This window comes from Lederbergia citrisecunda (genome assembly GCF_018343695.1).
Classification (GTDB): domain Bacteria; phylum Bacillota; class Bacilli; order Bacillales; family Bacillaceae_C; genus Lederbergia; species Lederbergia citrisecunda.
In genome coordinates this window covers 3860451-3884104 of the sequence record NZ_JAGYPJ010000001.1, presented here as the reverse complement: position 1 = coordinate 3884104, position 23654 = coordinate 3860451, and the positions used below count along the sequence as shown (strand labels likewise).

Below are 23654 nucleotides of genomic sequence, written 5' to 3'. Positions count from 1 at the left end.
AAAGACCCCTTTAGAAAAGACATTCCAAAGAGGTGAAGCTTCACTACTATATTTAAAAACCAAAACGGTGTAGCTTTGAATTTCTTTCATTTTAAACAAGTAAGCATTCTTATAGCTTACTTTGATTAAGCAATCGTTTTGAAAAAATCGATAAAATAAACGTTAGTACACCATTAAAAACAAAGTAGAATAACATAATAGTAAAAGAATAATGAATAATTTCAAATCTAGTTAATAGTTTCAATAATGCACCTGATGAAAGAATGATTGGCATCACAGATAATAGCCAAGTATTGATGCCCCAAAATAAATACTGATTTTTAATTTCAAAATGCTTACTAAAATATAAAACCTCAAAAATGCATATTCCAAGGATTTGGATGCCCATGCCTAATACAGCAGAACTGAATTGCCAATAGAAAAATTTGGTTCCATCATTAGCCATGGCTAATGCAATAATAAGACCTATTGCGATTATTGCTGTCGAAATAGCAATGGGGATACCTTCGCTTTGGTTCTTTGCTTTGGTATCAAGGACCACACTTTCGTCTTCATACCCATCTTTTAACAGATAGTCTGTGGAAACATTAAAATAGTTGCTCAATGCAACAATTCTATCAATATCAGGCGTAGAAGTGTTACACTCCCATTTTGACAGAGCCTGTCTGGACACTCCAAGAACAGAAGCTAGCCCCTCTTGCGATAGGCCCTTTGTTTTTCTACACTTTTGAATTTTTTCACCTAATGTCATTGAAACACCTCCGTTATTCATGTAAAAAGTTTAACAATCTTTACAGTTGCATACTACCAAATAGAACTTTCAATTTCGCAACTGTTAGTTGCACCTTTAATTTTAAGACAATCTACATCTATTATTACTTCGACTTTGGAACCCAACTAAATACTGTCACCTTAATCGAGTAATTCTTTAACCCAAAAAAGTGATTGAAAAAAACAAAATTACAATTCGTATCTTGGATAGGAGAGCTCAGAGAAAATATCCAAGGGAATTGGTTATTAAGAAATCAACAACCTGTCATTTTAAGGTTAACTGGGTAAATGACATTATTTACATTTTCTGTATCACAAAGTATAATAAATCCTGTAAAGCGATTTCAATGAGAAAATCATTCATATAAGAAGAGGTGCATTTTGTGAGTGCGGTAGTTTCTAAATAGGCAAACATTTAAAGGAAATAAGGAAGTTTTAACAATTGGGGATTTCGGTTAGTTTCACGCCCCTTATTTTGTTATGAACTTATTTCTACCTATGAAGATACCTACCCTACTTTACAAACAAGCGCATCATTTCATAATTTGAACTATCGTAATGGATGGTTTCATTTATGTATTTACTTTTGCCTTGTAAACGTAAGCTGCGGTATGTTCCGCAGCTTTTTTATATTCATACACAATTCATTGAAATCCTTCAAGTAGGTTTCTTCATTGCTGATCAAATAATCACATTGAGGAGAATGAAAACATGAATGAAAATACTTTTGAAAAATTACAATACAACGAACTAAAAGAGATCGTAAAATCGTATTGCGTCAGCGGACTCGGCAGAGAGCTAATTGATACATTAACCCCTAGTTCTAACTTAAAAGTAGTAAAACATCGATTAACAGAAACCTCGGAAGCTCGAACTATCCTTGATACAGGAGGTAACGTGCCTTTCATGGGGGTTTCCAACATTGAACATATCATCGCGAAAGTAGAAAAAGGCATCATTTTAGATCCATCAGAGCTATTAAATATTTCCGATTTTTTAAAAGGCTGCCGAAGAATTAAAATGTTCATGTCCAGCAAGGAATTCTTTGCCCCGACTTTAGCGTCCTATGCTAAATCCATGACAGAATTCATGGAGGTAGAGGAGGAAATTAATTTTTCGATTAAAAATAACCAGGTTGACTCGGCTGCCAGCAATGAGCTTAAACGTGTTCGTTACCAAATTCAAACGACTGAGCAAAAAATCAAAGAACGATTAAATAAATTCTTAAACAGCAGCGCAAATCGAAATTATATACAGGAATTCATCATTAGTATAAAAGATGATCGCTACACGATACCTATAAAATCCTCGTACAAAAATCAAGTACAGGGAACCATCATTGAAATATCTTCTAGAGGTTCGACGGTCTTTATGGAACCTAGTGTAGTTGGAAAACTAAGTGTTGAATTAGCAACATTAAAATCCGAAGAGGCAATGTTGGAATATCAAATACTCGCTACTTTAACGGGGTTCGTTGCAGAAAATCTCCAACCTATAAAAATTAATATCGAGCTTATATCCCAATACGATATGATTTTTGCTAAAGCGAAATATAGCAGACAAGTGGATGGAATTGAGCCGAACGTAAATGATTATGGGCATATTAAATTAGTTAATTGCAAGCATCCTTTATTATCGGGTCATGTTGTTCCGCTTCAATTTGAGATTGGAAGTCATTATCGTAGCTTAATCATTACCGGCCCTAATGCTGGAGGAAAAACCATTGTGCTAAAAACAATTGGCCTTGTTACGTTGGCAACAATGTCTGGGTTTCATATTACAGCTTCGAAAGAAACCGAAATTGCAGTATTTGACGACATTTTTGTAGATATTGGTGACAATCAGAGTTTAGAAAATGCACTTAGTACGTTCTCTTCTCATATGAAGAACTTATCGGAGGTCCTTCGATCTGTAAACAACAATACACTGTTACTATTCGATGAAATTGGCAGTGGAACAGAACCAAATGAAGGAGCTGCTTTAGCAATCTCCCTCTTAGAAGAGTTTTATCTTAAAGGATGTATTACCGTTGCGACCACGCATTATGGGGAAATAAAACGCTTTTCCGAAATGCATAGTGACTTTATGAATGCTGCCATGCAATTCAATCAAGAAACATTAGAACCATTATTTAAGCTTCTTATCGGGCAATCTGGAGACAGTAATGCCTTATGGATCTCTAGAAAGATGAATGTACCAGAAAATGTTCTAAAAAGAGCAGAAGATTATATGAAAAATAAAGAATATCGCTTGGAGCGATTAAATGAAAACAAAATCCGAAAACCAAAAGCAGTTGTTGAAAAAGCTGAAAATCGTATCGACTATCAAAAAGGTGACCGTGTAAAACTGCTAGACTACGACGACTTCGGGATTGTATACAAAGAAAAAGATGAATATCATAATGTTTCTGTGTTTTATCAAAATCAATTTATTGAGGTACATGAAAAACGACTTGCTCTAGAGTTAAAAGCTGGAGAGTTATATCCAGAAGGTTATGACTTAGACACTTTATTCATTGATTATAAAACGAGAAAACTACATCATGATATTGAAAGAGGCTCGAAAAAAGCACTTCGCAAAATTCATAAAGAAATTCGAAAAAACAAGTAAAAAAAGACAGATCAAAACGTTATTTTTCGTTTCTTCTAACAGCAAGGACATTATTGAGTCGAATGCTTGCGAGCCTTTATATCAAAGCCACCATTAAAAAGAAACCTTTTTGACAAAATATTGATCAAAAGGGTTTCTTTACTAAATGCTGGATATAGAAATTTTGTAAAAAAGTTCGAACATTTTCTTGATCGTTATTTCACTAAATCTCCGTTTCTTGAATAAGAATCTTAAAATTCTCTATACATCGAATTCCAAGCTAATAATTTTCCATTCCTCATCTTGAAGTTTAAACGTTAAGCCAAGGAACGTAGGAGGACTTACGGACTCACCATTTAAATCAGAATAGAATTCTCTAATGAAAACACTATATGTATTAGTTTCATTAACATATTGATAACCTTGTATTACCCAATTATCAAATTTAGTCTCACCATGATAATCAAATAAGAGCCAATCACTAACACTTTCCTTTATTTGTGCATATAACTTGTTATCTCTCTCTTCAAGAGTGATGTCTTCTGACAATAATTGGTACAATCTCTCTTTATCTCCTGTTGTATGTGCTATAACAAAATCATTTGATAGATTGCTTATAATGGCGAAACTTTCTTTTTCCTTATTAAATTGATCAATCTGATTATTAAGTTCCTCTACACTTTGAGTTAATTCTTTTAGCTGGATTTCTTTATCATTTAATCTTTTAGTTAAATCCTTATTTTCTTCTTCAAGTTGACTGTCATTCTCATTAATCGAGTTGGCAGACTGAGTACAAGCTGTTAATAACATAAAGCTGCATAGAAATAATAACAAAAATATCTTTTTCATATTTCCCCCATTTTTTATATAAGAACGTTTTTTATCGTATCATTACTTTATTCAACTCATCAGTAGTAAAGTCCTTCTTTAGCTAACCAGCTCCTAAGGGCTTTTAAATAATCTTCTATTAATAAGTGCTTTTACTTGTAGAAAAAAGAGAGATTCTTCGTTCTTCAACCTTGCAGAAATTAAGTTACATAAATTTTTCATCGTGGATTGATAAAAAAATCATATCAAAAATAGTGCTGGTAACTTCCTCTCGAAATCCTTATATTAATTTATTATTGTTGATTTACGAACTATGCTATATAAGTTTTGATCTTGTACGAGAATCACGAACAACATCCAGAATCTTCAGTGGAATAAAAAACTTAATAATATTAAAAAAACAGTTGTATTTGTCAAAATGAAATGTTATTTTTACCATGGAACTTTTATGAAGCCAAAGCAGCCAGTCCAGCCTCGATATAAGCCAGACACTTTACAAATGACCGGTAGTATTGTTCTTACGATATGGAGTATATGAGAACAACCGACAAAGTATTTACTGTGAACTAATATCTTTATATCTATTCTTCTTTCTTTCCTTGGCTTGCTAAAAAAGTACAAAAGATAAATAACTAGAAAGGTAGTTTGATAATGAACTATAATCCTATTCTTTTCATAATCATCCTTGTTGCTGCTTTGATTTTTTATCGTCAAATCATCTCAATGTTCAAACCTATCAAAGGTAAAGGAACGAGGATAATTGCAACTCTGTTCTTGTTAACACCAGGATATGCACTAATCATGAATCCCAATGCTGAAGTAACGCCAACAGAAGTTACTGTCGCGTTATTGTTAGGATGTGTTCTCTCCATCCCCTTGATCTTTACGACTGGTTATGAACGACGTGAAGACGGAAGAGTTTATGTAAAGAAAAGTCTGGCATTCGTCATTTTGTTTGTATTGCTTTTCGCCATGCGGTGGACCATTCGTGGATTTATTGATATGGATTCGGATTCAAGAATGCTACTCTTCTTCGTCACTGCATGCGGCTATCTTATACCTTGGAAAATTTCCAGTTACATTAAGTTTCGTAAAGTCTACATATCTAATCGTGTATAAATGTACGATTAGGGACAACTAAAATGGTTTTGCATTTTGGATCTTATTAACAGCATTGAACATATAGGACATAATAAACAATACTCAAACAGATAGACAAAGGGACTTGAAAAAGTTCCTTTGTTAGATAAATTGTTTTTTCAATATTAAATGAGCATTAATTAATATAGTAAATGCAAAACATCTTCCTGTTTCTTATACCTCCCCTTGATTCTCCCTATCCCCTCGCATAAAAAAAAGATTAATTAAATCGCAGGGTGACAGTTCGCTAACTATTATTTTTATTAAAGTCCTTCCTTGTAAAAAGGTAGTAACGTGTAATAAAAATAGGAGGATATGAATGAATTCGTTTATTGAAGAGTTTTGGGGATTAAAAAACGTCAATGTAATTCGTGTTATTAAAGCCAAAGGCAACAGAATGGTCAAGATAATCAATTCAAAAGAAGGTATGTTCGTTTTAAAAGGATTTGATCCTTCATTAAGCGAACAACTAATCAAGCATTATACCAGTGCTTTATCCTACTTGGGAGCGTGTCAATATAGACTTTCGCCACATATCTTGAAGACTATTGATGGAAAATTATATAAGAAGTACCAGTCCAGGTATATGTACATTATGGAGTATATAGCCGGAAATCAATTGAAAGAAACAATTGAGGACGAATATGCGCTTGGTCAAGCATCTGCATCACTTCATATGATTAAAGATTATCCTTACCATTCAGGAATAAATATAGATGAACGCATAGAGAATATGTTCAGAAGATTTTATAACTATCCTTTTAAAAAAGAATACGACAATATTATTAAGTCTCTACCTAACTTTAATTCTTTACGACAATCATTTATTCATTCTGATATTGGTCCGCATAATGCAGTGAAGTCTTCGGAAGATAAGGTTGTTTTTATTGATTTAGATAACGCTGGAAATGGATCAACATTTATAGATATTGGATATCCATTAATTACTCAATTTGTTAGGTATCAAAATGGTGAGCTTACGTTTAATATAGAAAATGCTAGGGCTTTTTATCAGGGTTATTATTCAAGAATGGACATGAATATAAAAGAGAAGGAACATATTTTTCATGGGGCAATATTTATGCAGCTTATGTACATGCCAAGTTATGGAGAAAATGCGGTGGAAGATATGTGGGGTATCCTAAAATTTGCTATGGAAAATAATGAACTGCTATTTTCTGTGTTAAATTAACAAACCTTTAATAGATTATCTTAGTAGTTTTATTGAACCACCATGAAAAAAACCAACTACATTCAATTGATTAACTTTTTTCTAAAAATGGACTCCTGTTCATGCGTTATTTTGATCAAACTTTTTACAAAAAATCAAAGAGCGTGTTTAACATTTAGCGGGAAACGATTCACGGAACATTTTGGTCAGTATATTGAAAAATATAGATTTACCAATTTTTATCCATTTGAAACTGAAAATGAAAATGAATGACAAACATACAGCATGATATAACTTTTTGGGAGTTCAACTTACATAAATAAAAGGGCAAGTATAGAATGTTTATCTCTACTTGCCCTTTAATTGAACTCTATTATTCGTTTGTCTATGTTAATTATTGCTTTTATTTGTTGTAAAAAATCCAATCCAATAATACCATCTAAATCAAAACCATAATTCATTGCCCCAATTTCTAACGAAAACTCTCTTATCACTGCTTGTCCCATATTAATGGAGTCAACTGTTTTGGAAAATACAAATTCTGATCCCCCAACTCCGCTAATTCGATAGATCATGTCATTTTCTTCAGCAATGATTCCTATTGATTCAGCTAAATCTGTTGAAATAATTGTACTTCCTGAACCTGTATCAACTAAAACTCGTTTGAGAAGTATAGATTGTCCTCTGAATGTTATTTCTATATCAGTAAGCAATAGTCCATCTTCAATAACTAGCCTTTTCACTATTGCCTCACACCTACCCATTTTTTCTCGATGATGTTAGGGTTTTTACGATTAGTATGAAGAACATATAATTCACGGTCAGGATTTTCACGATGGAGTTCTTGATAAGCTTTCATTGCATCTGGAGAATTAGAAAATTTCTTTAAAGGAGTAACTTCTTCTAAAATACGTTCACTTTTCTCATTGGTATAAGCTTGTACAGCTTCAATCAACATCCATTGTTCAGGGAACGCCCGGCACACATCTTCCCATTTCATCTAAATCACCACCTCCAAAGGTATTAATATATATTTTACCATGTTTTGGATTGAGTTTTATTAGTATAATGAATATCTCAAAGTCTTTAAAACCTAGTAACAATTCAAAACGATTAAATAGGAGCTGTAAAATAAATGAGTTTGAGAGATAAAAAGCATCCGATTAGATTTGCCCTGTTATTAGCAGCCTTTTCTGCGTTAGGGCCATTTACCTTTGATATGTATCTTCCGGCATTTCCTCAATTGACGAAGTTTTTTGGAACAAGTGCATCTGCCATCCAAGTAAGTATAACTGCCTGCCTGTTAGGAGTTGGTGTTGGGCAGATCGTTATGGGGCCTTTAAGTGATGTTCATGGAAGACGTAAACCTTTGTTGATTGCGATGATTATATACGCACTTGCTTCTTTCGGGTGTGCTTTTTCACCAAACATTGCTACTTTTATCGCTTTACGATTTTTACAAGGATTTGCGGCATCCGCTGGAATGGTGATTTCTCGTGCGATTGTTCGTGATTTTTATAGTGGAGTTGAATTAACGAAGTTTTTTTCACTCCTTACAATGATTGGTAATCTCGCTCCATTACTTGCACCAATTGCAGGGAGTGCAGTCATTTCTTTTTCAACATGGAATGGTGTATTTATTTTTTTAGGGCTGCTTGGATTATTTTTATCAAGCATCACAACATGGAAATTAAAAGAAAGTTTACCTGTGGAACGACGTGTTCCTAGTAACTTTAAGGCGTTATTGCGAAACTTTAAAACATTGCTTCAAAATCGAACATTTATGGGTTACGCCCTGGCACAGGGAATTATGATGGCAGGTATCTTTGCCTACATTTCTGGAACTCCATTTATCTATCAAAAGATTTATGGTGTGTCACCGCAAGTATTCGCGATGTTATTTGCACTCAATGGAATTAGTTTAATAATAGGAGCGCAGACCGTAAGACGACTGGCAGGACGGATAACAGAACGTCGGATTCTCCTGATTGGGATGTCAATGGCTTTTATCACGAGTACTGTTGTTCTAATCGTGGTTCTTACTCATGGGCCATTATTTTCGTTAGTCATTCCACTCTTCTTGTTTGTTGCATCTCTCGGGTTAGTTGGTCCTGTTACTTTTACATTAGCGATGGAGTCGCAAGGACATATTGCAGGTAGTGCAGCCTCGTTGCTAGGCGTCATTCCCTTTCTATTAGGCTCCGTGACTTCCCCACTTGTGGGAATCGCCGGTGAATATTCGGCAACGCCATTTGGAGTAATCATTTTTACAACCAGCTTGCTGGCTATTATCGCCTATGTAACCCTTGTAAAAAACGATAAAACAGTTGTGGCTTCAGAAAAACAAGTACTTAATCATTAAATAATATAATCAAGAACCTCTTTGTCCACAAGGAGTGATTTGAATGGGTATTGAAGTGAGAGAAATGCTTGCAAAGAAAATACTGACTGATGCAAAGGGTTATTTGGATGTTGGATTTACCCATACATTGAATCCATATAGTGGTTGTGCATTTTCTTGCAAGTATTGTTATGTACGAGAAATGCCCATCCAGCAATTCAAAGAAATCCCTTGGGGAAAATGGTTGGAGATAAAAACAAACGCAGCAGAAAATTATCGACAAGAAATCATGAAACTTCGAAAGAAAAATAATCCTGTGAACATTTTCATGTCTTCTGCAACGGATCCTTACCAACCAATAGAGCGTAAAACAAACATTACACGAGGAATATTAGAGGAAATGATTGAAATTCCGCCTGACTTTCTTCAAATTCAAACACGAGGGTCACTGATTACAAGAGATATTGATTTGTTAGTAACATTAAAAGAAAAATGTGATGTCCTTGTATCCATGACGATTGAAACAGATAGAGAAGATATAAAACAAATATTTGCACCATTTGCACCTGGGATTAAATTACGAATAAAAGCTTTAAAAGAAGTTCATGATGCTGGAATACCGACCCAAGCTTCAATTTCTCCTGTTTTACCATTTACCCCTGACTTTCCAAAAGTATTAGATGGAATCGTGGATCATATTTGGATCGATACGCTAAATATTGGGGATGGTTTAATGGGTAAACGATCAGAGAGATTAGGAATGCCAGATTTATTTGAAGAATATGGGTTACAAAAGTGGTATCGAAAAGATTTACATCTCATGGTGGCAAAGCATTTTAAGAAGTATTTTCCTAGCGATAGAATTCGCATTTCAAAACATGATGCGTTTCCGAGGTAATGGGAGTTCATCATACAATTCTTTTGATTAAAGCGACATGTCTATACCGGTTTAGTGATGATAATAATGCTTAAGTTCTATAATACAATGTCGCAACTACAGGTAAATGATCAGATGCTTCACTTACCTTGTTTACCACCTCTGCATGTATGATTTCAAAATCACGGCTTGCGAATATGTAATCAAGCCGTGATCTTGGTTGAAATGAAGGATAAGTATATCCAGAACCCTTTCCGGCCTCTTCCCATACATCCTGAAATTCCTTTGTTATTTTTTCCCATCCCTTAGATCCTGGTTTCATGTTCCAATCTCCCATCAGTATTGTGGGATTGGTATTTTTTTGATATCGTCCTATGATAACATCAGTTTGTTTTCTGTGAATAATTGGATTAAGGCTTAAATGTGTAACTGCCATTTTCAATGAACATTTCTGAATCTGAATTTTTGTCTCCAGCAAAGATCTTCCTTCTGTAAGCCTCGAAATTTTAAATAAATGAGACTCTTTTGCAATAATGGGATGCCTTGATAAAAGTGCGTTTCCGTATTGACGTGGTTCTTGGAGGTTTTTATCTTTTTTGAAAATGGATGGACTGAATGCATAATCCATATTTAATTCGTTAGCCAACCACCCCGCCTGATCCTCAAAAAGACTGCGTTTGGAAAAATGGCTGTCGACTTCGTTGAGTGCAATGACATCAGCTCCGCATTGATCAATTATATTAGCAATCCTATATAAATCAGTTAGTTTATCCATTCCTTTTCCATGATGTATGTTAAAAGTCATAGCCTTGATCTTCAACATTTTCACCTATTCCCGATAAATCTTCGTACATTATTTTTGTAAAGTTTATGACTTTTCATTCAGAAGTCTTATTTTTCCACTTATATAAAAACATTCCCTTATAAAAAATAAATACGATTAAAAATAATATTTTTGTGCAAAAAGCATTTTCAGAGGCATTAGGATAAAACATTGCCTTTCAGCATGGAATTTCATTGATCCATTATTTTTACAGCAAATGCATAGGTGTGACAACGAAGTCAGAAGGGCTTTATTAATTTACAAAGGTATAAAGGAATCACTTCCATCCCTCATCCATTTTATTCAATCGCAGGAAAAAGCTAATCAGATTAAAAGGATGATTGGACATCACGGTGCTATATAAAGGATGTAAAAAGTCGGGGTTTGAAGCTCACCCAATCGCCAGCCCAATTCATAAAAAATTCAAAAAGGTTTCTCTTCTTCCCATTTATTTTCTTTCTTCGTCACGCGGAATTAGAAATGAAATTCCATCTCCTATGTATTTATTTATGTCAAAGGATGCTTTAATCAGCCGTTATAGAGGCGAATAAATGGATAAGAAAGGGAAATGAAAAAGGATGAAGAAAATGCTTTATTCAATTATCATCATCATCGTTATTGTCATTGCAGCAATTATCTTTGTTATAAAAGGAATAAAACCGAATTACCAATCACTTGATCAAAAGCAGATTACTCAAACTGAAAAACCCGTGATTATGCTTATTATAGACTCCCTGATGTATAAACCACTGCTGCAGGCGGAAAAAAACGGACGCACACCAGCTCTTCAATTTTTAATGGAGCATGGTCAACTTTACCCAAACGTGGTTAGCAGTTATCCAACCATGTCTGTAACAATTGACAGCACGTTATTAACAGGAACATATCCGGATAAACATCAGGTTCCAGGTCTTGTTTGGTATGACGAAAATGAAAAACGGCTAATTAATTATGGAAGCGCCAAAGAAGAAGTGTTTAAACTTGGAATAAGGCATGTAGCGGAAGATACATTTTACCATTTAAATCATACCCATTTAAGTCGTAACACAAAGACAGTTCATGAGACATTGGGTATGAAAGGACTGCAGAGTGCTTCCGTTAATGCACTTTTATATCGTGGAAATGAGGAAAGGACCCTTAGCCTTCCTAAAATAGCATCAACATTGAATATTGCTCCAAAAAATTTGAGAATACAAACGCCTGCGTTATTTTCATATGGCATGCTAGCTCAATATAGTCCAAAAAACGATCAAAATAACGGACCTATAGAAATATTTGGTTTTAACAATAAATTTTCTGCACAGGAATTGAAGTACTTCATTCAAAATGATAAGCTTCCTGCTTTTACAATTGCGTATTTTCCCGAACTTGACAAGGAAGTCCACAAAAAGGGGCCCGAAAATCACATTGATGCCATTGAACAAACGGACAAACAGCTCCAAGAAATATTAAACGCGTATCCTTCGTGGGAAGAAGCTTTAAATTCCGCCATTTGGATCATCATGGGGGATAGCGGTCAAGCGGAAGTGGGAAATGACAAAAGTAATTCACTCATCCGCTTAAATAAAATACTTGATAATTATACTATCTACAAAGTAAATAAACCCGTTAAGGATAATGACCAAATTGTTTTGGGGCATAATGAAAGAATGGCTTTTATTTATATTTTGGATGAGCATCTTACACCAGAGGAAGTTGTAAAAAAACTTCAAAAAGATGAAAGAATTGGTTTTCTCGCCTGGAAAGATGAGTCTGATATTCATGTTGCTGCAAACGGCCACAATAATTTTTTTACATTTCGCCCTAATGGTCACTTTATGGATCAATACGGCCAGACTTGGGAAATAAAAGGAGACCCCTCCATTTTGGATCTCTCCATAAGCGATGATTTCATTGAATTTAGAACGTATCCTGATGCACTGCAACGACTTCATAGCGCATTGCATTCACACTCCGGAAATTACATTATTGCAGATGCAAAACCCGGATTTGAATTTGAAGGTGAAGGGACACCAATTCACCCCGGTGGAGCGGCTCACGGCTCGTTGCATGAGCAAGACTCGCTGATTCCCATGATTGTTACGGGTACAGAGAAACAACCCAGCCACATGCGAATAGTTGATTTATATCAATGGATTTTAGATTTGACTGTAAAGCAGTAAACGAATGAACACAGTTAGAAACAAGTACTGAGAAGGCCACTGTACCTTCCAAATCAATAAAAAAACTAATCTTTCTTTATTTTAAAAAAGAGGTAGTTCCTACAGAACACCTCTCAACACCCTACAGTTAATATGTTATGACAATAGTCTCTCCTCTATTGCATTGGCAGCGGCTTTTGCACCACCTGCAGACTTAAATCCATCTGCTACCCGACGCGCTCCATCTACACATGCGATCGCTTCCAGCACCTTAGCTCGTAGCCTATCGGGATTTAGTCGTTTCGCGGAAAGTCGTGTGCCCGCATTAGCAACTTCAACTCTCCGTGCTACTTCCAGCTGATCACGCCCAAAAGGCACTGCACATACAGGTACTCTATGCGCTAACGCTTTTTGAGTCGCCCCCATACCCCCATGCGTAATCGCGCATACTGCACGGTCTAACACAAGCCCATGCGGGAGAAATGGCAATAACGTGGCGTTCGTTGATGATCGAAAGTCTGCTGGATTTTGTGAGGGTAGTGTAGCGATAATATGCACATTCTCATCTGCTAGCGCATTTAGTGCTGTTTCTACGAGGCGTCCATCGTCTTGAAATTCAGAGGAAGTTGTGACGAGTACAATGGGTCTATCAATCTTTTCCAACCATTCAGGAATCTCAGCAGGCGGATCCCAAGAGCATGGACCTACCATTACGATATTCTGTGGCCAATCTGAGCGCGGATATTCAAACGGCTCTGCAGTAAGGTAAATGACGAGTGGTGGGCGGCTAAATAAATCATCGGCACCTCGTAGAGGACTAAGCCCGATGTTTGCGCGTATCTCGTTAAGCGGAGGTACCATGATTTTCTCAAATGTACCTGTAAATACTGGTCGCAATGCGCGATCCCTCAGTTTGCCAAACACCCCATGTGCTGGAGAAAGTCCGGGACCAAACGGTGGAACATCACGAGAGGACAATGCGAGTGGATAAGGACAAAATGTCGCCCATGGACCACCCCAAGCTTCAGCAGCAGCAACAGCACCCCAGCAATTCACATCGACAATGACAGCATCTGGGTTCGTCTCTGCAATCGCACGCTGCAGATCGGGTGCATCATATTGTGCCCGTTCGCAAAATATACGTACCGAGCGTTGCAGTGCACTTCGCGCGGAACGTGCCCTGTAATCATCATGATCCATCGCTTCGATACGACTATCGATAGGATCTGAGTCAAAGCCATGCGCTTGTGCCAATTCCACTTGTGATGATAGTGTACGAAGTGAAATTCTGTGACCGTGACGATGCAACTCTTCAAGAATCGGAGTCAGCGGAAATAGATGCCCTCGCGCAGGCGAGGTATAAGCAAGTATATGAGCCATTTACATTCCTCCAATCAGGGGTTGGAGTAGTTCATTTAATGCGAGCTCTGTTTCGTTTCGACTTAAGCCACGATCACGGCGAAGTAGTTTCCAGACATAGATATCTGTTAGAGCGATCAATTGGGAATGACGACGCTTTCGTTCCCTCTCATCCATCCCAGTTAGTGCAGGAGCAAATACCCGCTCGCACCATTGATAGTGATAAATACGACCTCCCTTAATGATTTCGCGCAAAGCAGGGATTCTATCCTCTTCGGCAAGCATTCGCAATATCCCATCCCCGACTTCCTCATAGTGATCGATCAGGATACGCAAAGCCTCCTCTACATTCCCCTCACCTGCTTGGTCGCGCTGGCTCGTAATTCGCTTGGCTTCACGTTCCACAGCTGCAATAAACAAACCCTCTTTGCCGCCGAAACGTCGTATCACCGTCTGTACCGTGACACCAGCACGACTCGCAACTTCGTCAAGTGGAATGGTCTCAATTGGTCGCTCATAAAAGATCTCCACTGCAGCGTCTAAGATACGCTCCCCAGTCATCTCTGCAGCATGCGCTCGGGCCTTCATTTGGTAGGTTCGTGTAGACTTCGTTTGTTTGTCCAATGGCATAATTCTTTTCCCCTGTTTAATTTGATGTTAATCATGCTAACATCAAATTTTTACCGAGTCAATCCATTTTCTGCACAAAAAAAACGACAATGGAAACGTACCCTTGTCACCTCCTGTTGTTCCATATGCCACAAGATATCGGTCAAGGATTTGGTACTGATTCCATCTGTTATTTAATAATAATGATTGGGAATCCTGCGGATTTATGTGGTGGGGAAAACAATTGAAACCCTTATTGGGCAAGGGATTGAGGGGGATATTGGATAAACTAATCAAACGTTTGATTAACAAAAAAGAACCAAGAAGGACGTACCCTCAGTACGCTTCCCGATTCATTTCGAACCATTACATAATCATAGTGTTTCTCCCATTCTTCCGGCTGATAAGATACCAACTTGTTAACAGTAGGTACCGACACTTTAACAGGAGGACAATTTTTTGTAGTACTTTTATTAGGATTAATTAAAATGGAGTTACAAACCCTGATTTATCAGCAAACAAAAAAACGCCATTTTGAACAAAGATTGATCAAAATAAAGTTAATCTTTCTAGCTAGGAGATTTTTATAAAAAAGTTTGATTATTTTACCCGTTTTTCTCTACAAACACACCCTATAGATATAGAAAGATCATTATTTAAAAGCATATTTTTCTTTTATTTTCAGAAAATCTTCTTCCGTAATCTCATTTTTTTCAGATACCAAAACAGATTGAAAAGACTTAAATAACTCTTGAATTTCCAGCTGTTTATTAATAATTTCAATACTTTTTTTATAGTCATCTTCATCTCTATAAAAAGTAATCTCTAACCACTTTGTATCACTATCTTTGCTTTTTAAATAAATGGTATGAAAATCTAAATACTCCTTATAAATTTCTCCAGCTTTTTCTTGAATGCTCAAATACTCAACTTCTTTTTCTTTTTTTATGTGGTACTGATATATTTTTACGAACATACTAATCCCCCGATAATTTTCAAGAAATTATAATCGCACTCAAAAAATATACTTTTAGAAATAATTTTAAAAATCCTCGTTTATTGTATTTATTAGTACAAAAACTTGGTACATATTATTTAAATAGCCACTTTACTAAATCTCTTCCTTGTTCATGTGTAATTTGGTCTTTAGAAATAGCATTCAAAATTGAACGCCATGAAGAAATCAAAATAATTTCTAATGGAAGATTTTCACTTTTAAGCATATTAGTTATAAATTCTTCTATTTTGTCTACATTACTATAAGGCTTTTCCTCACTTAACAATTTACAAAGGTTCATCTTTACCGAAAAATTTAAACCGGTTATCAGTGCAGCCTCCAGAGCTTTACCTTCTTGGTCAAATAATGACGCTGCTCCCTCCATTCTATCGACCATTCTTTGTTCCATATCCATTCTAATAATTTCATACAATTTTGCTTTAGAACCAAAATGGTGGTAAATAGCTCCGGTTGTCATATCCGCTTTATTTGCTAACTCAGCAATATTAACCTCTTGGTAGCCCTTCAAGCTAAATTCTTCTATCGCTGCTTTAATAATCTTTTCCTTATTTGATCCTGGTATTGGTATCCATTCTTTCATAACATCATATTACCATATTGACTATCTCACGTAAACGGATTATGCTTTACGTAATTGAATTATGTTATACGTAATTTAATTATGCACAAATGATACTGTATGGAGGGAACTCAATGAAATTACTTTTTATGGATTATCCAGTAAAGGACTTAAAAGAATCTCTTGCTTTTTACCGTGATGTTCTTGGATTTGAAGAAGCTTGGCGTGAGGGTGATCATACCGTTGCATTAAAATTACCTGGTTCTGAAGTTCAATTAATGATTGAAAACGATGAAATAGGGTTAACTCCTGGTGCTGTCTTTTTAGTAGATAATGTGGATAAATACTTTGAAGATAATAAAGAAACACTAAAATTCATTAAAGAACCTGTTGATATTCCCCCTGGTCGTTATGCCATTTTTCAAGATAATTCCGGGAACTTACTGAGAATCCTTGATTTTTCTAATGAGAGTAATCCTGAGTAAATATAGTTACAATATTTAGGAACATGAAACACCCCTTTGGCAAATCATTACCGAAGGGGTAAAACATTATGACTTTATTTCAAACCAACAACTATCTAGTGTGCCTGTTTATTGCACTAACCCCATTTTGTTAACACAATAGAACAAATTTATCGAGTATAGTAGCCAGTTCTTCAAGTCTTCTAATTTAAGTAGAACCTTACAATCATATCCTGATTTCAAAACTGTTGAAAAAGTTATAACAATTTTTCCATAATAAATTCATCATACGGTAGATTATTAAGTAAACGTTCACCTACAATTCTATATCCTTTTTTTCCATACATTTTAGGTAAATATGGATGAGTTTGAGCTACCGTTAATCTTACTACTCTTTCATCCATTTCTAAAAGTCTATGTTCCCCATACTCCATTAATTTTGTAGCAATGCCAATCCCCTTATTTGATGAATTAACAGCTAATCTACTTAGTACATAGCACTGCCACTCTTCACTATATTTGAATCTTACAGTAGCTACGATTTTGTTTGTACCTTTTTCTTTAGCTGTGAGTAAAATTGTGTTGTTTATCCAGTCTTGAACTTCTTTAACTGTAACCCTAGATGCACTTGCAGGAAGACCGAATTTTTCATTTTCTGAGTATGCATCACGGTAAATTTTCACCAATGCCTCTACCTCGTCATATTCTGCTTTTTCTATAATTATCTCCATTAGAGCCTCCCCGAATATATGAAAAGATCTAAGTTTTTCTTCTTTGGTTTTCTCTTTCTTCAATTATCCTCCAACCCTTATATGGATTGTCTCCTGAGCTAATGTAATGCCGGAAACTCTAGTTCTTCCTTATCCAATATCATCAGAAACTCCAAATCCACATTTTCATTTGAATATGCGCCACCTCCATTAAATGACCGTTCTGGAAAAGCTTCTTTATTTGTTTGATCATATGAAATCCAACCAAAACTTACGTATTGTTCAGTGAAAATATCGTTAAAAAACAGATTAGGCTGTTTTGCTGACTCTACTTTTATAAATGTATTCATGAATGTTACCCAATTTTCTGGCAGTTGCATCGCTCCATAATTTTTTTCTTGGAGGGAGACACTCTCCTTCATTTGTACCTTTGGGTAGTAATATTCCTTCCCTTCAGTAATAAGATACCCTCTATCTTTCAATAAATAAAAATGAATAGAACTAATATGATCCTCCGGGTGAATATTCCACACGATACGATACGACGAAGGATTATTCCTATCAACCTTCCATAATCTTGGCTCCCCATTTGTATCAATAAACGCAACTTTCCATACATGTTTATGCCACACCCAATAGCTAAGGCCATAATGATCTTCTTTAGAAATAAAAGGCACTAATACATGGTGCTCATCCACGGGAATAGTATCTTGAATGACAGTGGCAGCTGCTTCGGGAAAGATACTATTAATCTCTTCAACTAATTGTTCTTTTTTTGGAAAAGGAGCAGGCTTCGAAAGATAAAACCAATATGTAATTGCTGATGACATAGTAAATATTATCCCTACAAAAATCCATAACTTTTTCTTCATCACTTTTTATCGCCCCCCTCTATCAGAGAATCATCGGAGCGAAAATAAAGTTGCTTATTCGGTGATGATAATAAAATTCCTTTGCCGTCTTCCTCAATATAAATAATTGTAGGTAGGTTACTTCCCCATTTGGGTAAGGTTCCAATAAGTTGATATGGAAACCGTTCATTTACATGATTAGATTCTCTATTCATATATGTATCTAGGTACCACTTTTCACTATAAATCGTTTCTTGTTGCATTGAATGCACATGTTGTAACAGTCTATCTTTATTAAGTGAACCTTTCTTCGCTGATAGATGAGTGGGGACAATGTATACGTTCTCAACATTTGCGATATAGGTTGAAAGTTTGTCTTTTGGGTATATTACATGATCGACTGGAATTTCAATTAAAGTAGATACTAAGAAAATAAAATTCGCCCAAAAACCTAGCCAGGCATAAGCCCGATAAGTCTGCCACACTTCTTTCTTTCCTCTTAAAAAAAGATATAGAATCCATACACCGAGAGGTAAAATTGGGAACTTCACCAACGTATTAAACAAATTCCAATTAAATGAAAAAGAGAAAAGACCTACAAATAGTACAATCAGAATCTTCCATACTTTTGGTTTTACAATTTGTTTTTTATATATTCTATACGCTATAAGTGCAATAACACCCCATGCTACAGTCCCACTTAACACCGCTATGACATTAAAAGTGATATCAAAATTTATCCCCATCCCAAACACTTCTCTTTCGCTCCGTAATCAATTATATGACTGTTAGTTAAGAACATTTTTTCACAATCTCTCTCATTCAGGATTATTTTACCATATATTCAGAATGTTAATTCACCTAGAACCTCTTATATAAAATTCTTTCAGTCTACTATATATAACTGCTATCCTTCATTATCCAATATTTCATGTGAGTCTCTTCGCTTTAAAAATCATAAGTCTATATGTTTATTGCCTATTTTCCGTAATCTTCTAGTCCTTTTTAAGATTGTGCCACTACTATTTCTTTATCTTAAATTAACATGTAATAAGATCCTAAATGTTATTTAAAGGTCGTCTAATATAAAATAGAAAAAAGCAGCGGAACTTAATCGCTGCTTTTACAATATTTGTACGTTAGTGAATAAACCATTATTATTCTGATACGTTTACCTCAATAGGCTCGGCAGCTAGATTCCATTCCTGCCCAAGCATTGTAAATGTATGCTTAACAAATACTTGTGCTTTACCCTGGGATATTGCTTCAATGGTATTCTCGTTTACTAGCACTTCTTTAGTATCGCCTGTAACAAATAATTTCGATGCGATATTCTCTTTTTTATCTATTCTATAATCGACAAAGGCTTTTGCCTGTACTGTTGCTGTCTTGCCTATTTTTAGATTAATTTTCTTAATCGGTGTTTCAATCTTGATTGGAGAGTACGTTAGCCATTGAGTATAGTCAGTAATCGGCCCGATTAACCCTTGTTTTAGTTTATCCGCGAAAGGCTCTTCGTCCCTAAATGTCCAGTGCATATTTAACATTCCTCTTTGGCGCATGTACTTCGTAAATTCATCGTAAATGCTTCCATAGCTTGCGTTTAGTGTTACATTGTAATTAGTTCCGTAATCCAACATTTTTTGGGTGTTTTTTATTTTTGCGCTTTTAGTACCAGGAACAGCAGCAGAGAATAAGTAACCGACAGGAATTTCCGGTTTAAGTTTATTCGTTAGAATCATACTCTCTAAGTTAAAACTTTGAAGGACAACTTGATCGATCATATCCTCCTGTTCAATTTCTTCGATAACCTGTTGTTCCGTTCCAATGTCTTTTAACTCTACAAGTAAAATAACATCTTTACCTTTAAATTCTCGTAAATACTCCCTGAATGTAGGGATTTTTTCACCTGTAAACTCCGCGCTGAATTTGCTCCCTGCATCGAGCTGTTTAATTTCTTCAAGGGTTAAATCCGCAACTCTCCCTGTACCATTTGTCGTCCGGTTGACGGTATCATCATGCATGATGACTAACTTATTGTCTTTTGTCACTTTAACATCAGTTTCAATCATATCAGCACCAAGTTCATACGCCAGGCGGAAACTAGACATTGTATTTTCTGGCGCTAGTGAAGGGATTCCCCTATGAGCAGCGATAATCGGTCTTTGGACAATTGTGTTTTCAGGGTATTTACTAAACGCTTGAGCAGAAGCTTCAGGATGATCCGTAATAATTCCGTCTACTCCGAAGTGAATTAATTCATGGGCGGCTTTTTCTGATTCCGCTCCAACACCCCAAACAGAAACCATCCGTGTATGCAAAGTATGTACGATTTCAGCAGAAAGGACTTTCTGACGGATAATCGCAACTTTAGAATTGCTAGCATGGACGTCCTTAATAAGCTTGTTTATATCATGCTTGTTAAAAGAGCTTTTGTTGTAAACAACACCTCCGCGAGCCGTTGGATATAACGTTGTAAAAGATTTTACAATGGAAGGTTGGGTCGAAACGATTTGGAAATCAGTCGTTTGATTCTCATTCAAAATGTTAATGATTTGCTCTTCAAGTCCTTTTTCTTCAATTTGGATGATTGGAATCTGTTTGTTATTAATAGAAGATAGAGCCTCTCCTAGCGGTTTCTCATTTACCATCATGCTATCATCGTTGCCTTTTTTGACTTGTAATCGTACAGATGAAACATCTGTTTTATTAATTGCTTCTAAAGAACTGGCAATCAATGTTGGCGGGTTAATAATATTTGTTTCTGGTTCATTCGGAAGAAAAGCTCCGGAATTTTCGATAGGCGGCAATTCTCCTTCAAAAGTGGTCACCTTAACATTATCGAATTGTACAGTTGAACCGCTCGCCTGAAAACCGATATCCCCAGTGGACCAATTGTTAGCTTGCTCTGTATTTACTACGAGTTTGTTATTTATAAACTGTTGGACACGATTATGACTTGCAATAATTTTGATACGGTATGATTGGTTGTATTCAAATTTCTCAGTATAGAACGTTGCTTCTGGAACAACCCATTGATTTTTAGAATTTCTTTCCGCAAACTCCAAACCGTTTAATGCTGTCGTACCTCTTCGGATCGCAAATTGATAATAAGGATAGTCCTTTGACTGGATCCTGTACATCATAGAAGCCCACCTCGTATCTTCAACAGCAGAAAGGAAAGTCATATCAGCTTCAAAAACATAATCTCCAGTTTCTACATTCAGAGGAACAACTACCCTTGCAGGAGCAGAAGTGGAGGGTGAGGTCAATGTTAACTTCCCATTTTGAACCTTTGTATTTCCTTCAATCACTTTCCATCCATCTGGTACAGCTCCATTAGGAATTTGATCAAAGTTTTCCTCAACTAAAACGGTTTGTTCTTCACTAGCATGCACCTTCATGTTAACGAATAAGACTGAGGGAACTACGGCAAATGACAAGACTGCAGCAAATACCATTGTTACAAGAATACTTTGCTTAGATTGTAATAATTTCAAAACCCTTCCTCCTTAGATTATTATTTCATTAATGAATTTTATGGACGATCCTTCATGATGACGACCCTATTATAATCTGAGGATTTATGTAGAAGGTTAATATTATGTAAATGTTCAATTAACTCAGTTAAATCAGTTATTTCTCCCTAGTATTATGGCTCCGAATAGTTCCGTATTCCCTTTTCAGATTCATCTGCCGGGTAAGTTTTTACCACAACCCGAAACAATGAGAATTTTAATGATTACAAGAAATATGTATTATTCTGCTTCCATCCATTCAAGTGCCTTTCCATTGATTTCAAAATAGACTTCCGTATTCTCAGTTATATCAATCTCTGGATCTCTTGAGATAAAACTATGCTCACTTAGAGAACTGTTCCATTGTATATTCTGTCAGCTCAAATGGAGAGTAGAAATCTTGCGGATAAATACGAGGGAGAAGTGCAAATGGATCTCTTATGGGACATGGGATTGAGAAGTATATTGGATAAACTAATCAAACGTTTGATTAATAAAAAAAACCGAGAAGGACGTACTATTAGTACTCTTCCCGATTTCTTTCGAGCCATTACATAATCATTGTGTCTCTCCCATTCTTCCAGCTGCTAGATACCAAATTTTTAGCAGAGGGAAGGAATATTTAAGAGGGAAAACAAAAATGTTAAGTGACTATAAAATTATATAATTTTAAATCTAACACTCGTACAAGCGTCCTAATAAGAAGACGGGGTGAAAATAAGTTGTTTAACTTTTGATGTAGATTACTTCATTGCACTTAAAAATATAACTGCGATGTCGTCTACATCTATAAGTCTTATTCAAGGATCTCGCCTTTTTCTTGAATTATTCAGGCCGTTGAATAGAGTTCACACTTATAGAACATTAGACTAGTTGAAGAATAAATAAAGCGGGCGACCACTAATACGTTAAATCACCAGAAGCCTCCATCTGAATGAATAATTTGTCCCGTAATCCATTCGGATTCATCACTTGCTAAAAAGACGATTAACTTTGCGGCATCTCTAGGTTCACCAAGTCGCCCCATCGGAAATTTCGGTAATAAGTCCCGCTTCAACTCATTACTCATCCATCCACTATCAGTTGGTCCGGGATCTACGGCATTAACCGTGATTTTAAGTGGTGCTAACTCAAGAGCAACTGATTTAGTAAAAGCCGAAACAGCACCTTTTGTTGCAACATAAGCCAAGTTGCCAGGTTCAGGTGATTTGTCTTGACCTGACACCATGTTAATAATTCGACCACCATGTTTGCCTTCAATTTGACGTGCAAACTCAACTGTCAAAAGACACGTTCCTCTAACATTCACACCATAATGAGCATCGAGAATATCCGCATTGATAGAGCGAAAATCTACATCAATGGAATGCGCTGCATTATTCACAAGAATTGTTGGGGAACCTAGTTTCTCATGAACTTCATCAAGCAGTTTCTTTGGTGCATCTGGTTGTGACAGATCCAATTCCATTGATTCGCATCGTACTCCAAAGCTGCGGATTTCTTCCATAAGAAGTTGCGACCAATCAGAATCATGATCAATATACTCCATCTGGCGATCATACTTTGACCAATGAGTAAAAAAAATGTCTGCTCCTTCTCGAGCCATTTCTCGACATATTGCAGTTCCAATCCCCTTCACTCGACTAGTGCCAGTAACAATCGCAATCTTATTCTTTAATCGTTTCATAATAGCATCTCCTAACGGACGCTCTGAACAAAGTGCTATTGGAGAAGTATACTACCAAAAAAACGAATACCCTAAATAGGCATTCGCTTGGTGTGTTTATAGCACATGAACCCAGCTATCCTATAATGGTGTAAATGGATATGGAAAATAGGCCCTTTTTTAATGAAAAGGGAATCAACTACTCCATTCAATTACTAC

24 protein-coding genes are annotated in these 23654 nt (G+C 35.9%); 10 read left to right on the top strand and 14 right to left on the bottom strand.

Annotated elements, in window-relative coordinates; genetic code table 11:
• Nucleotides 1-109 precede the first annotated feature (109 nt).
• Entirely contained in the window at nucleotides 110-751 is a 642-nt protein-coding gene (locus tag KHA93_RS19055; protein ID WP_213112152.1) for a helix-turn-helix domain-containing protein, read from the bottom strand.
• Between the two features lie 731 nt (nucleotides 752-1482).
• On the opposite strand from KHA93_RS19055, the gene KHA93_RS19050 reads away from it, so the two are divergent.
• A complete protein-coding gene (locus KHA93_RS19050) occupies nucleotides 1483-3381 on the top strand; it encodes an endonuclease MutS2 (protein ID WP_213112151.1) in 1899 nt (632 codons plus the stop codon).
• Between the two features lie 240 nt (nucleotides 3382-3621).
• Here the strand turns inward: KHA93_RS19050 and KHA93_RS19045 are convergent, their stop codons facing one another.
• Nucleotides 3622-4209 carry a hypothetical protein gene (locus KHA93_RS19045; RefSeq protein ID WP_213112150.1) on the bottom strand — a complete coding sequence of 196 codons (588 nt, stop codon included), beginning with the start codon at nucleotides 4207-4209 and terminating at the stop codon, nucleotides 3622-3624.
• Between the two features lie 630 nt (nucleotides 4210-4839).
• Here KHA93_RS19045 and KHA93_RS19040 point away from each other — a divergent pair.
• Entirely contained in the window at nucleotides 4840-5307 is a 468-nt protein-coding gene (locus KHA93_RS19040; RefSeq protein WP_213112149.1) for a CcdC protein domain-containing protein, read from the top strand.
• Nucleotides 5308-5647: 340 nt separating this feature from the next.
• Complete coding sequence (locus KHA93_RS19035; RefSeq protein ID WP_213112148.1) at nucleotides 5648-6520, top strand: phosphotransferase; 873 nt, start codon at nucleotides 5648-5650, stop codon at nucleotides 6518-6520.
• A gap of 338 nt (nucleotides 6521-6858) precedes the next feature.
• Here KHA93_RS19035 and KHA93_RS19030 read toward each other — a convergent pair whose 3' ends face one another.
• Together KHA93_RS19030 and KHA93_RS19025 are read right to left on the bottom strand one after the other, a co-directional pair.
• Nucleotides 6859-7242 (bottom strand): retropepsin-like aspartic protease, encoded by a 384-nt coding sequence (locus KHA93_RS19030; RefSeq protein ID WP_213112147.1) that lies wholly within the window; start codon nucleotides 7240-7242, stop codon nucleotides 6859-6861.
• Entirely contained in the window at nucleotides 7242-7499 is a 258-nt protein-coding gene (locus KHA93_RS19025; protein ID WP_213112146.1) for a hypothetical protein, read from the bottom strand. The genes KHA93_RS19030 and KHA93_RS19025 overlap by 1 nt, the downstream gene beginning before the upstream one ends.
• A 135-nt stretch (nucleotides 7500-7634) precedes the next feature.
• Here KHA93_RS19025 and KHA93_RS19020 point away from each other — a divergent pair, with 135 nt between their 5' ends.
• Together KHA93_RS19020 and KHA93_RS19015 are read left to right on the top strand one after the other, a co-directional pair.
• Nucleotides 7635-8861: a multidrug effflux MFS transporter gene (locus tag KHA93_RS19020; protein ID WP_213112145.1), complete on the top strand. Its 1227-nt coding sequence runs from the start codon at nucleotides 7635-7637 to the stop codon at nucleotides 8859-8861.
• Nucleotides 8862-8904: 43 nt separating this feature from the next.
• Complete coding sequence (locus KHA93_RS19015) at nucleotides 8905-9738, top strand: SPL family radical SAM protein (RefSeq protein WP_213112144.1); 834 nt, start codon at nucleotides 8905-8907, stop codon at nucleotides 9736-9738.
• Nucleotides 9739-9808: 70 nt separating this feature from the next.
• Here the strand turns inward: KHA93_RS19015 and KHA93_RS19010 are convergent, their stop codons facing one another.
• Nucleotides 9809-10522 (bottom strand): endonuclease/exonuclease/phosphatase family protein, encoded by a 714-nt coding sequence (locus KHA93_RS19010; protein WP_233711226.1) that lies wholly within the window; start codon nucleotides 10520-10522, stop codon nucleotides 9809-9811.
• Nucleotides 10523-10757: 235 nt separating this feature from the next.
• Between KHA93_RS19010 and KHA93_RS23915 the strand changes: the two genes are divergently transcribed.
• Genes KHA93_RS23915 through KHA93_RS19005 form a run of 3 tightly spaced genes read left to right on the top strand, consistent with a single transcriptional unit; the run spans nucleotide 10758 to nucleotide 12702 of the window.
• Nucleotides 10758-10904: a YkoP family protein gene (locus KHA93_RS23915; RefSeq protein WP_432806328.1), complete on the top strand. Its 147-nt coding sequence runs from the start codon at nucleotides 10758-10760 to the stop codon at nucleotides 10902-10904.
• A complete protein-coding gene (locus tag KHA93_RS23910; RefSeq protein ID WP_432806327.1) occupies nucleotides 10894-11091 on the top strand; it encodes a YkoP family protein in 198 nt (65 codons plus the stop codon). The genes KHA93_RS23915 and KHA93_RS23910 overlap by 11 nt, the downstream gene beginning before the upstream one ends.
• A gap of 36 nt (nucleotides 11092-11127) precedes the next feature.
• On the top strand, nucleotides 11128-12702 hold the full coding sequence (locus tag KHA93_RS19005) for an alkaline phosphatase family protein (protein ID WP_213112142.1): 1575 nt from the start codon (nucleotides 11128-11130) through the stop codon (nucleotides 12700-12702).
• A 135-nt stretch (nucleotides 12703-12837) separates the two neighbouring features.
• On the opposite strand, the gene KHA93_RS19000 is transcribed toward KHA93_RS19005, so the two are convergent.
• From KHA93_RS19000 to KHA93_RS18985, 4 genes are all read right to left on the bottom strand, one after another.
• Complete coding sequence (locus tag KHA93_RS19000; RefSeq protein ID WP_349772315.1) at nucleotides 12838-13737, bottom strand: glycosyltransferase; 900 nt, start codon at nucleotides 13735-13737, stop codon at nucleotides 12838-12840.
• A 324-nt stretch (nucleotides 13738-14061) separates the two neighbouring features.
• On the bottom strand, nucleotides 14062-14670 hold the full coding sequence (locus tag KHA93_RS18995) for a TetR/AcrR family transcriptional regulator (RefSeq protein ID WP_213112140.1): 609 nt from the start codon (nucleotides 14668-14670) through the stop codon (nucleotides 14062-14064).
• A gap of 631 nt (nucleotides 14671-15301) precedes the next feature.
• The gene (locus KHA93_RS18990) at nucleotides 15302-15625 is read right to left on the bottom strand and encodes a hypothetical protein (protein ID WP_213112139.1); all 324 of its coding nucleotides are present in this window, start codon (nucleotides 15623-15625) and stop codon (nucleotides 15302-15304) included.
• Nucleotides 15626-15740: 115 nt separating this feature from the next.
• Nucleotides 15741-16247, bottom strand: coding sequence for a TetR/AcrR family transcriptional regulator (locus KHA93_RS18985; RefSeq protein ID WP_213112138.1), 507 nt, complete (start codon nucleotides 16245-16247; stop codon nucleotides 15741-15743).
• A gap of 113 nt (nucleotides 16248-16360) precedes the next feature.
• Between KHA93_RS18985 and KHA93_RS18980 the strand changes: the two genes are divergently transcribed.
• Nucleotides 16361-16711, top strand: a complete 351-nt coding sequence (locus KHA93_RS18980; RefSeq protein WP_213112137.1) for a VOC family protein — start codon at nucleotides 16361-16363, stop codon at nucleotides 16709-16711.
• A 236-nt stretch (nucleotides 16712-16947) separates the two neighbouring features.
• Here KHA93_RS18980 and KHA93_RS18975 read toward each other — a convergent pair whose 3' ends face one another.
• The 4 genes from KHA93_RS18975 to KHA93_RS18960 all read right to left on the bottom strand — a co-directional run bounded on the left by KHA93_RS18975 (nucleotide 16948) and on the right by KHA93_RS18960 (nucleotide 21751).
• On the bottom strand, nucleotides 16948-17421 hold the full coding sequence (locus KHA93_RS18975; RefSeq protein ID WP_213112136.1) for a GNAT family N-acetyltransferase: 474 nt from the start codon (nucleotides 17419-17421) through the stop codon (nucleotides 16948-16950).
• A gap of 98 nt (nucleotides 17422-17519) precedes the next feature.
• Nucleotides 17520-18275 (bottom strand): hypothetical protein, encoded by a 756-nt coding sequence (locus KHA93_RS18970; protein WP_213112135.1) that lies wholly within the window; start codon nucleotides 18273-18275, stop codon nucleotides 17520-17522.
• The gene (locus tag KHA93_RS18965) at nucleotides 18272-18997 is read right to left on the bottom strand and encodes a hypothetical protein (protein WP_213112134.1); all 726 of its coding nucleotides are present in this window, start codon (nucleotides 18995-18997) and stop codon (nucleotides 18272-18274) included. Before KHA93_RS18965 ends, KHA93_RS18970 begins: the two co-directional genes overlap by 4 nt.
• 411 nt (nucleotides 18998-19408) lie before the next feature.
• Nucleotides 19409-21751 (bottom strand): glycerophosphodiester phosphodiesterase family protein, encoded by a 2343-nt coding sequence (locus KHA93_RS18960; protein ID WP_213112133.1) that lies wholly within the window; start codon nucleotides 21749-21751, stop codon nucleotides 19409-19411.
• A 402-nt stretch (nucleotides 21752-22153) separates the two neighbouring features.
• Between KHA93_RS18960 and KHA93_RS18955 the strand changes: the two genes are divergently transcribed.
• Complete coding sequence (locus KHA93_RS18955) at nucleotides 22154-22327, top strand: hypothetical protein (protein WP_213112132.1); 174 nt, start codon at nucleotides 22154-22156, stop codon at nucleotides 22325-22327.
• Nucleotides 22328-22682: 355 nt separating this feature from the next.
• Here KHA93_RS18955 and KHA93_RS18950 read toward each other — a convergent pair whose 3' ends face one another.
• Nucleotides 22683-23456 carry an SDR family oxidoreductase gene (locus KHA93_RS18950; RefSeq protein ID WP_213112131.1) on the bottom strand — a complete coding sequence of 258 codons (774 nt, stop codon included), beginning with the start codon at nucleotides 23454-23456 and terminating at the stop codon, nucleotides 22683-22685.
• Between the last annotated feature and the right edge of the window lie 198 nt (nucleotides 23457-23654).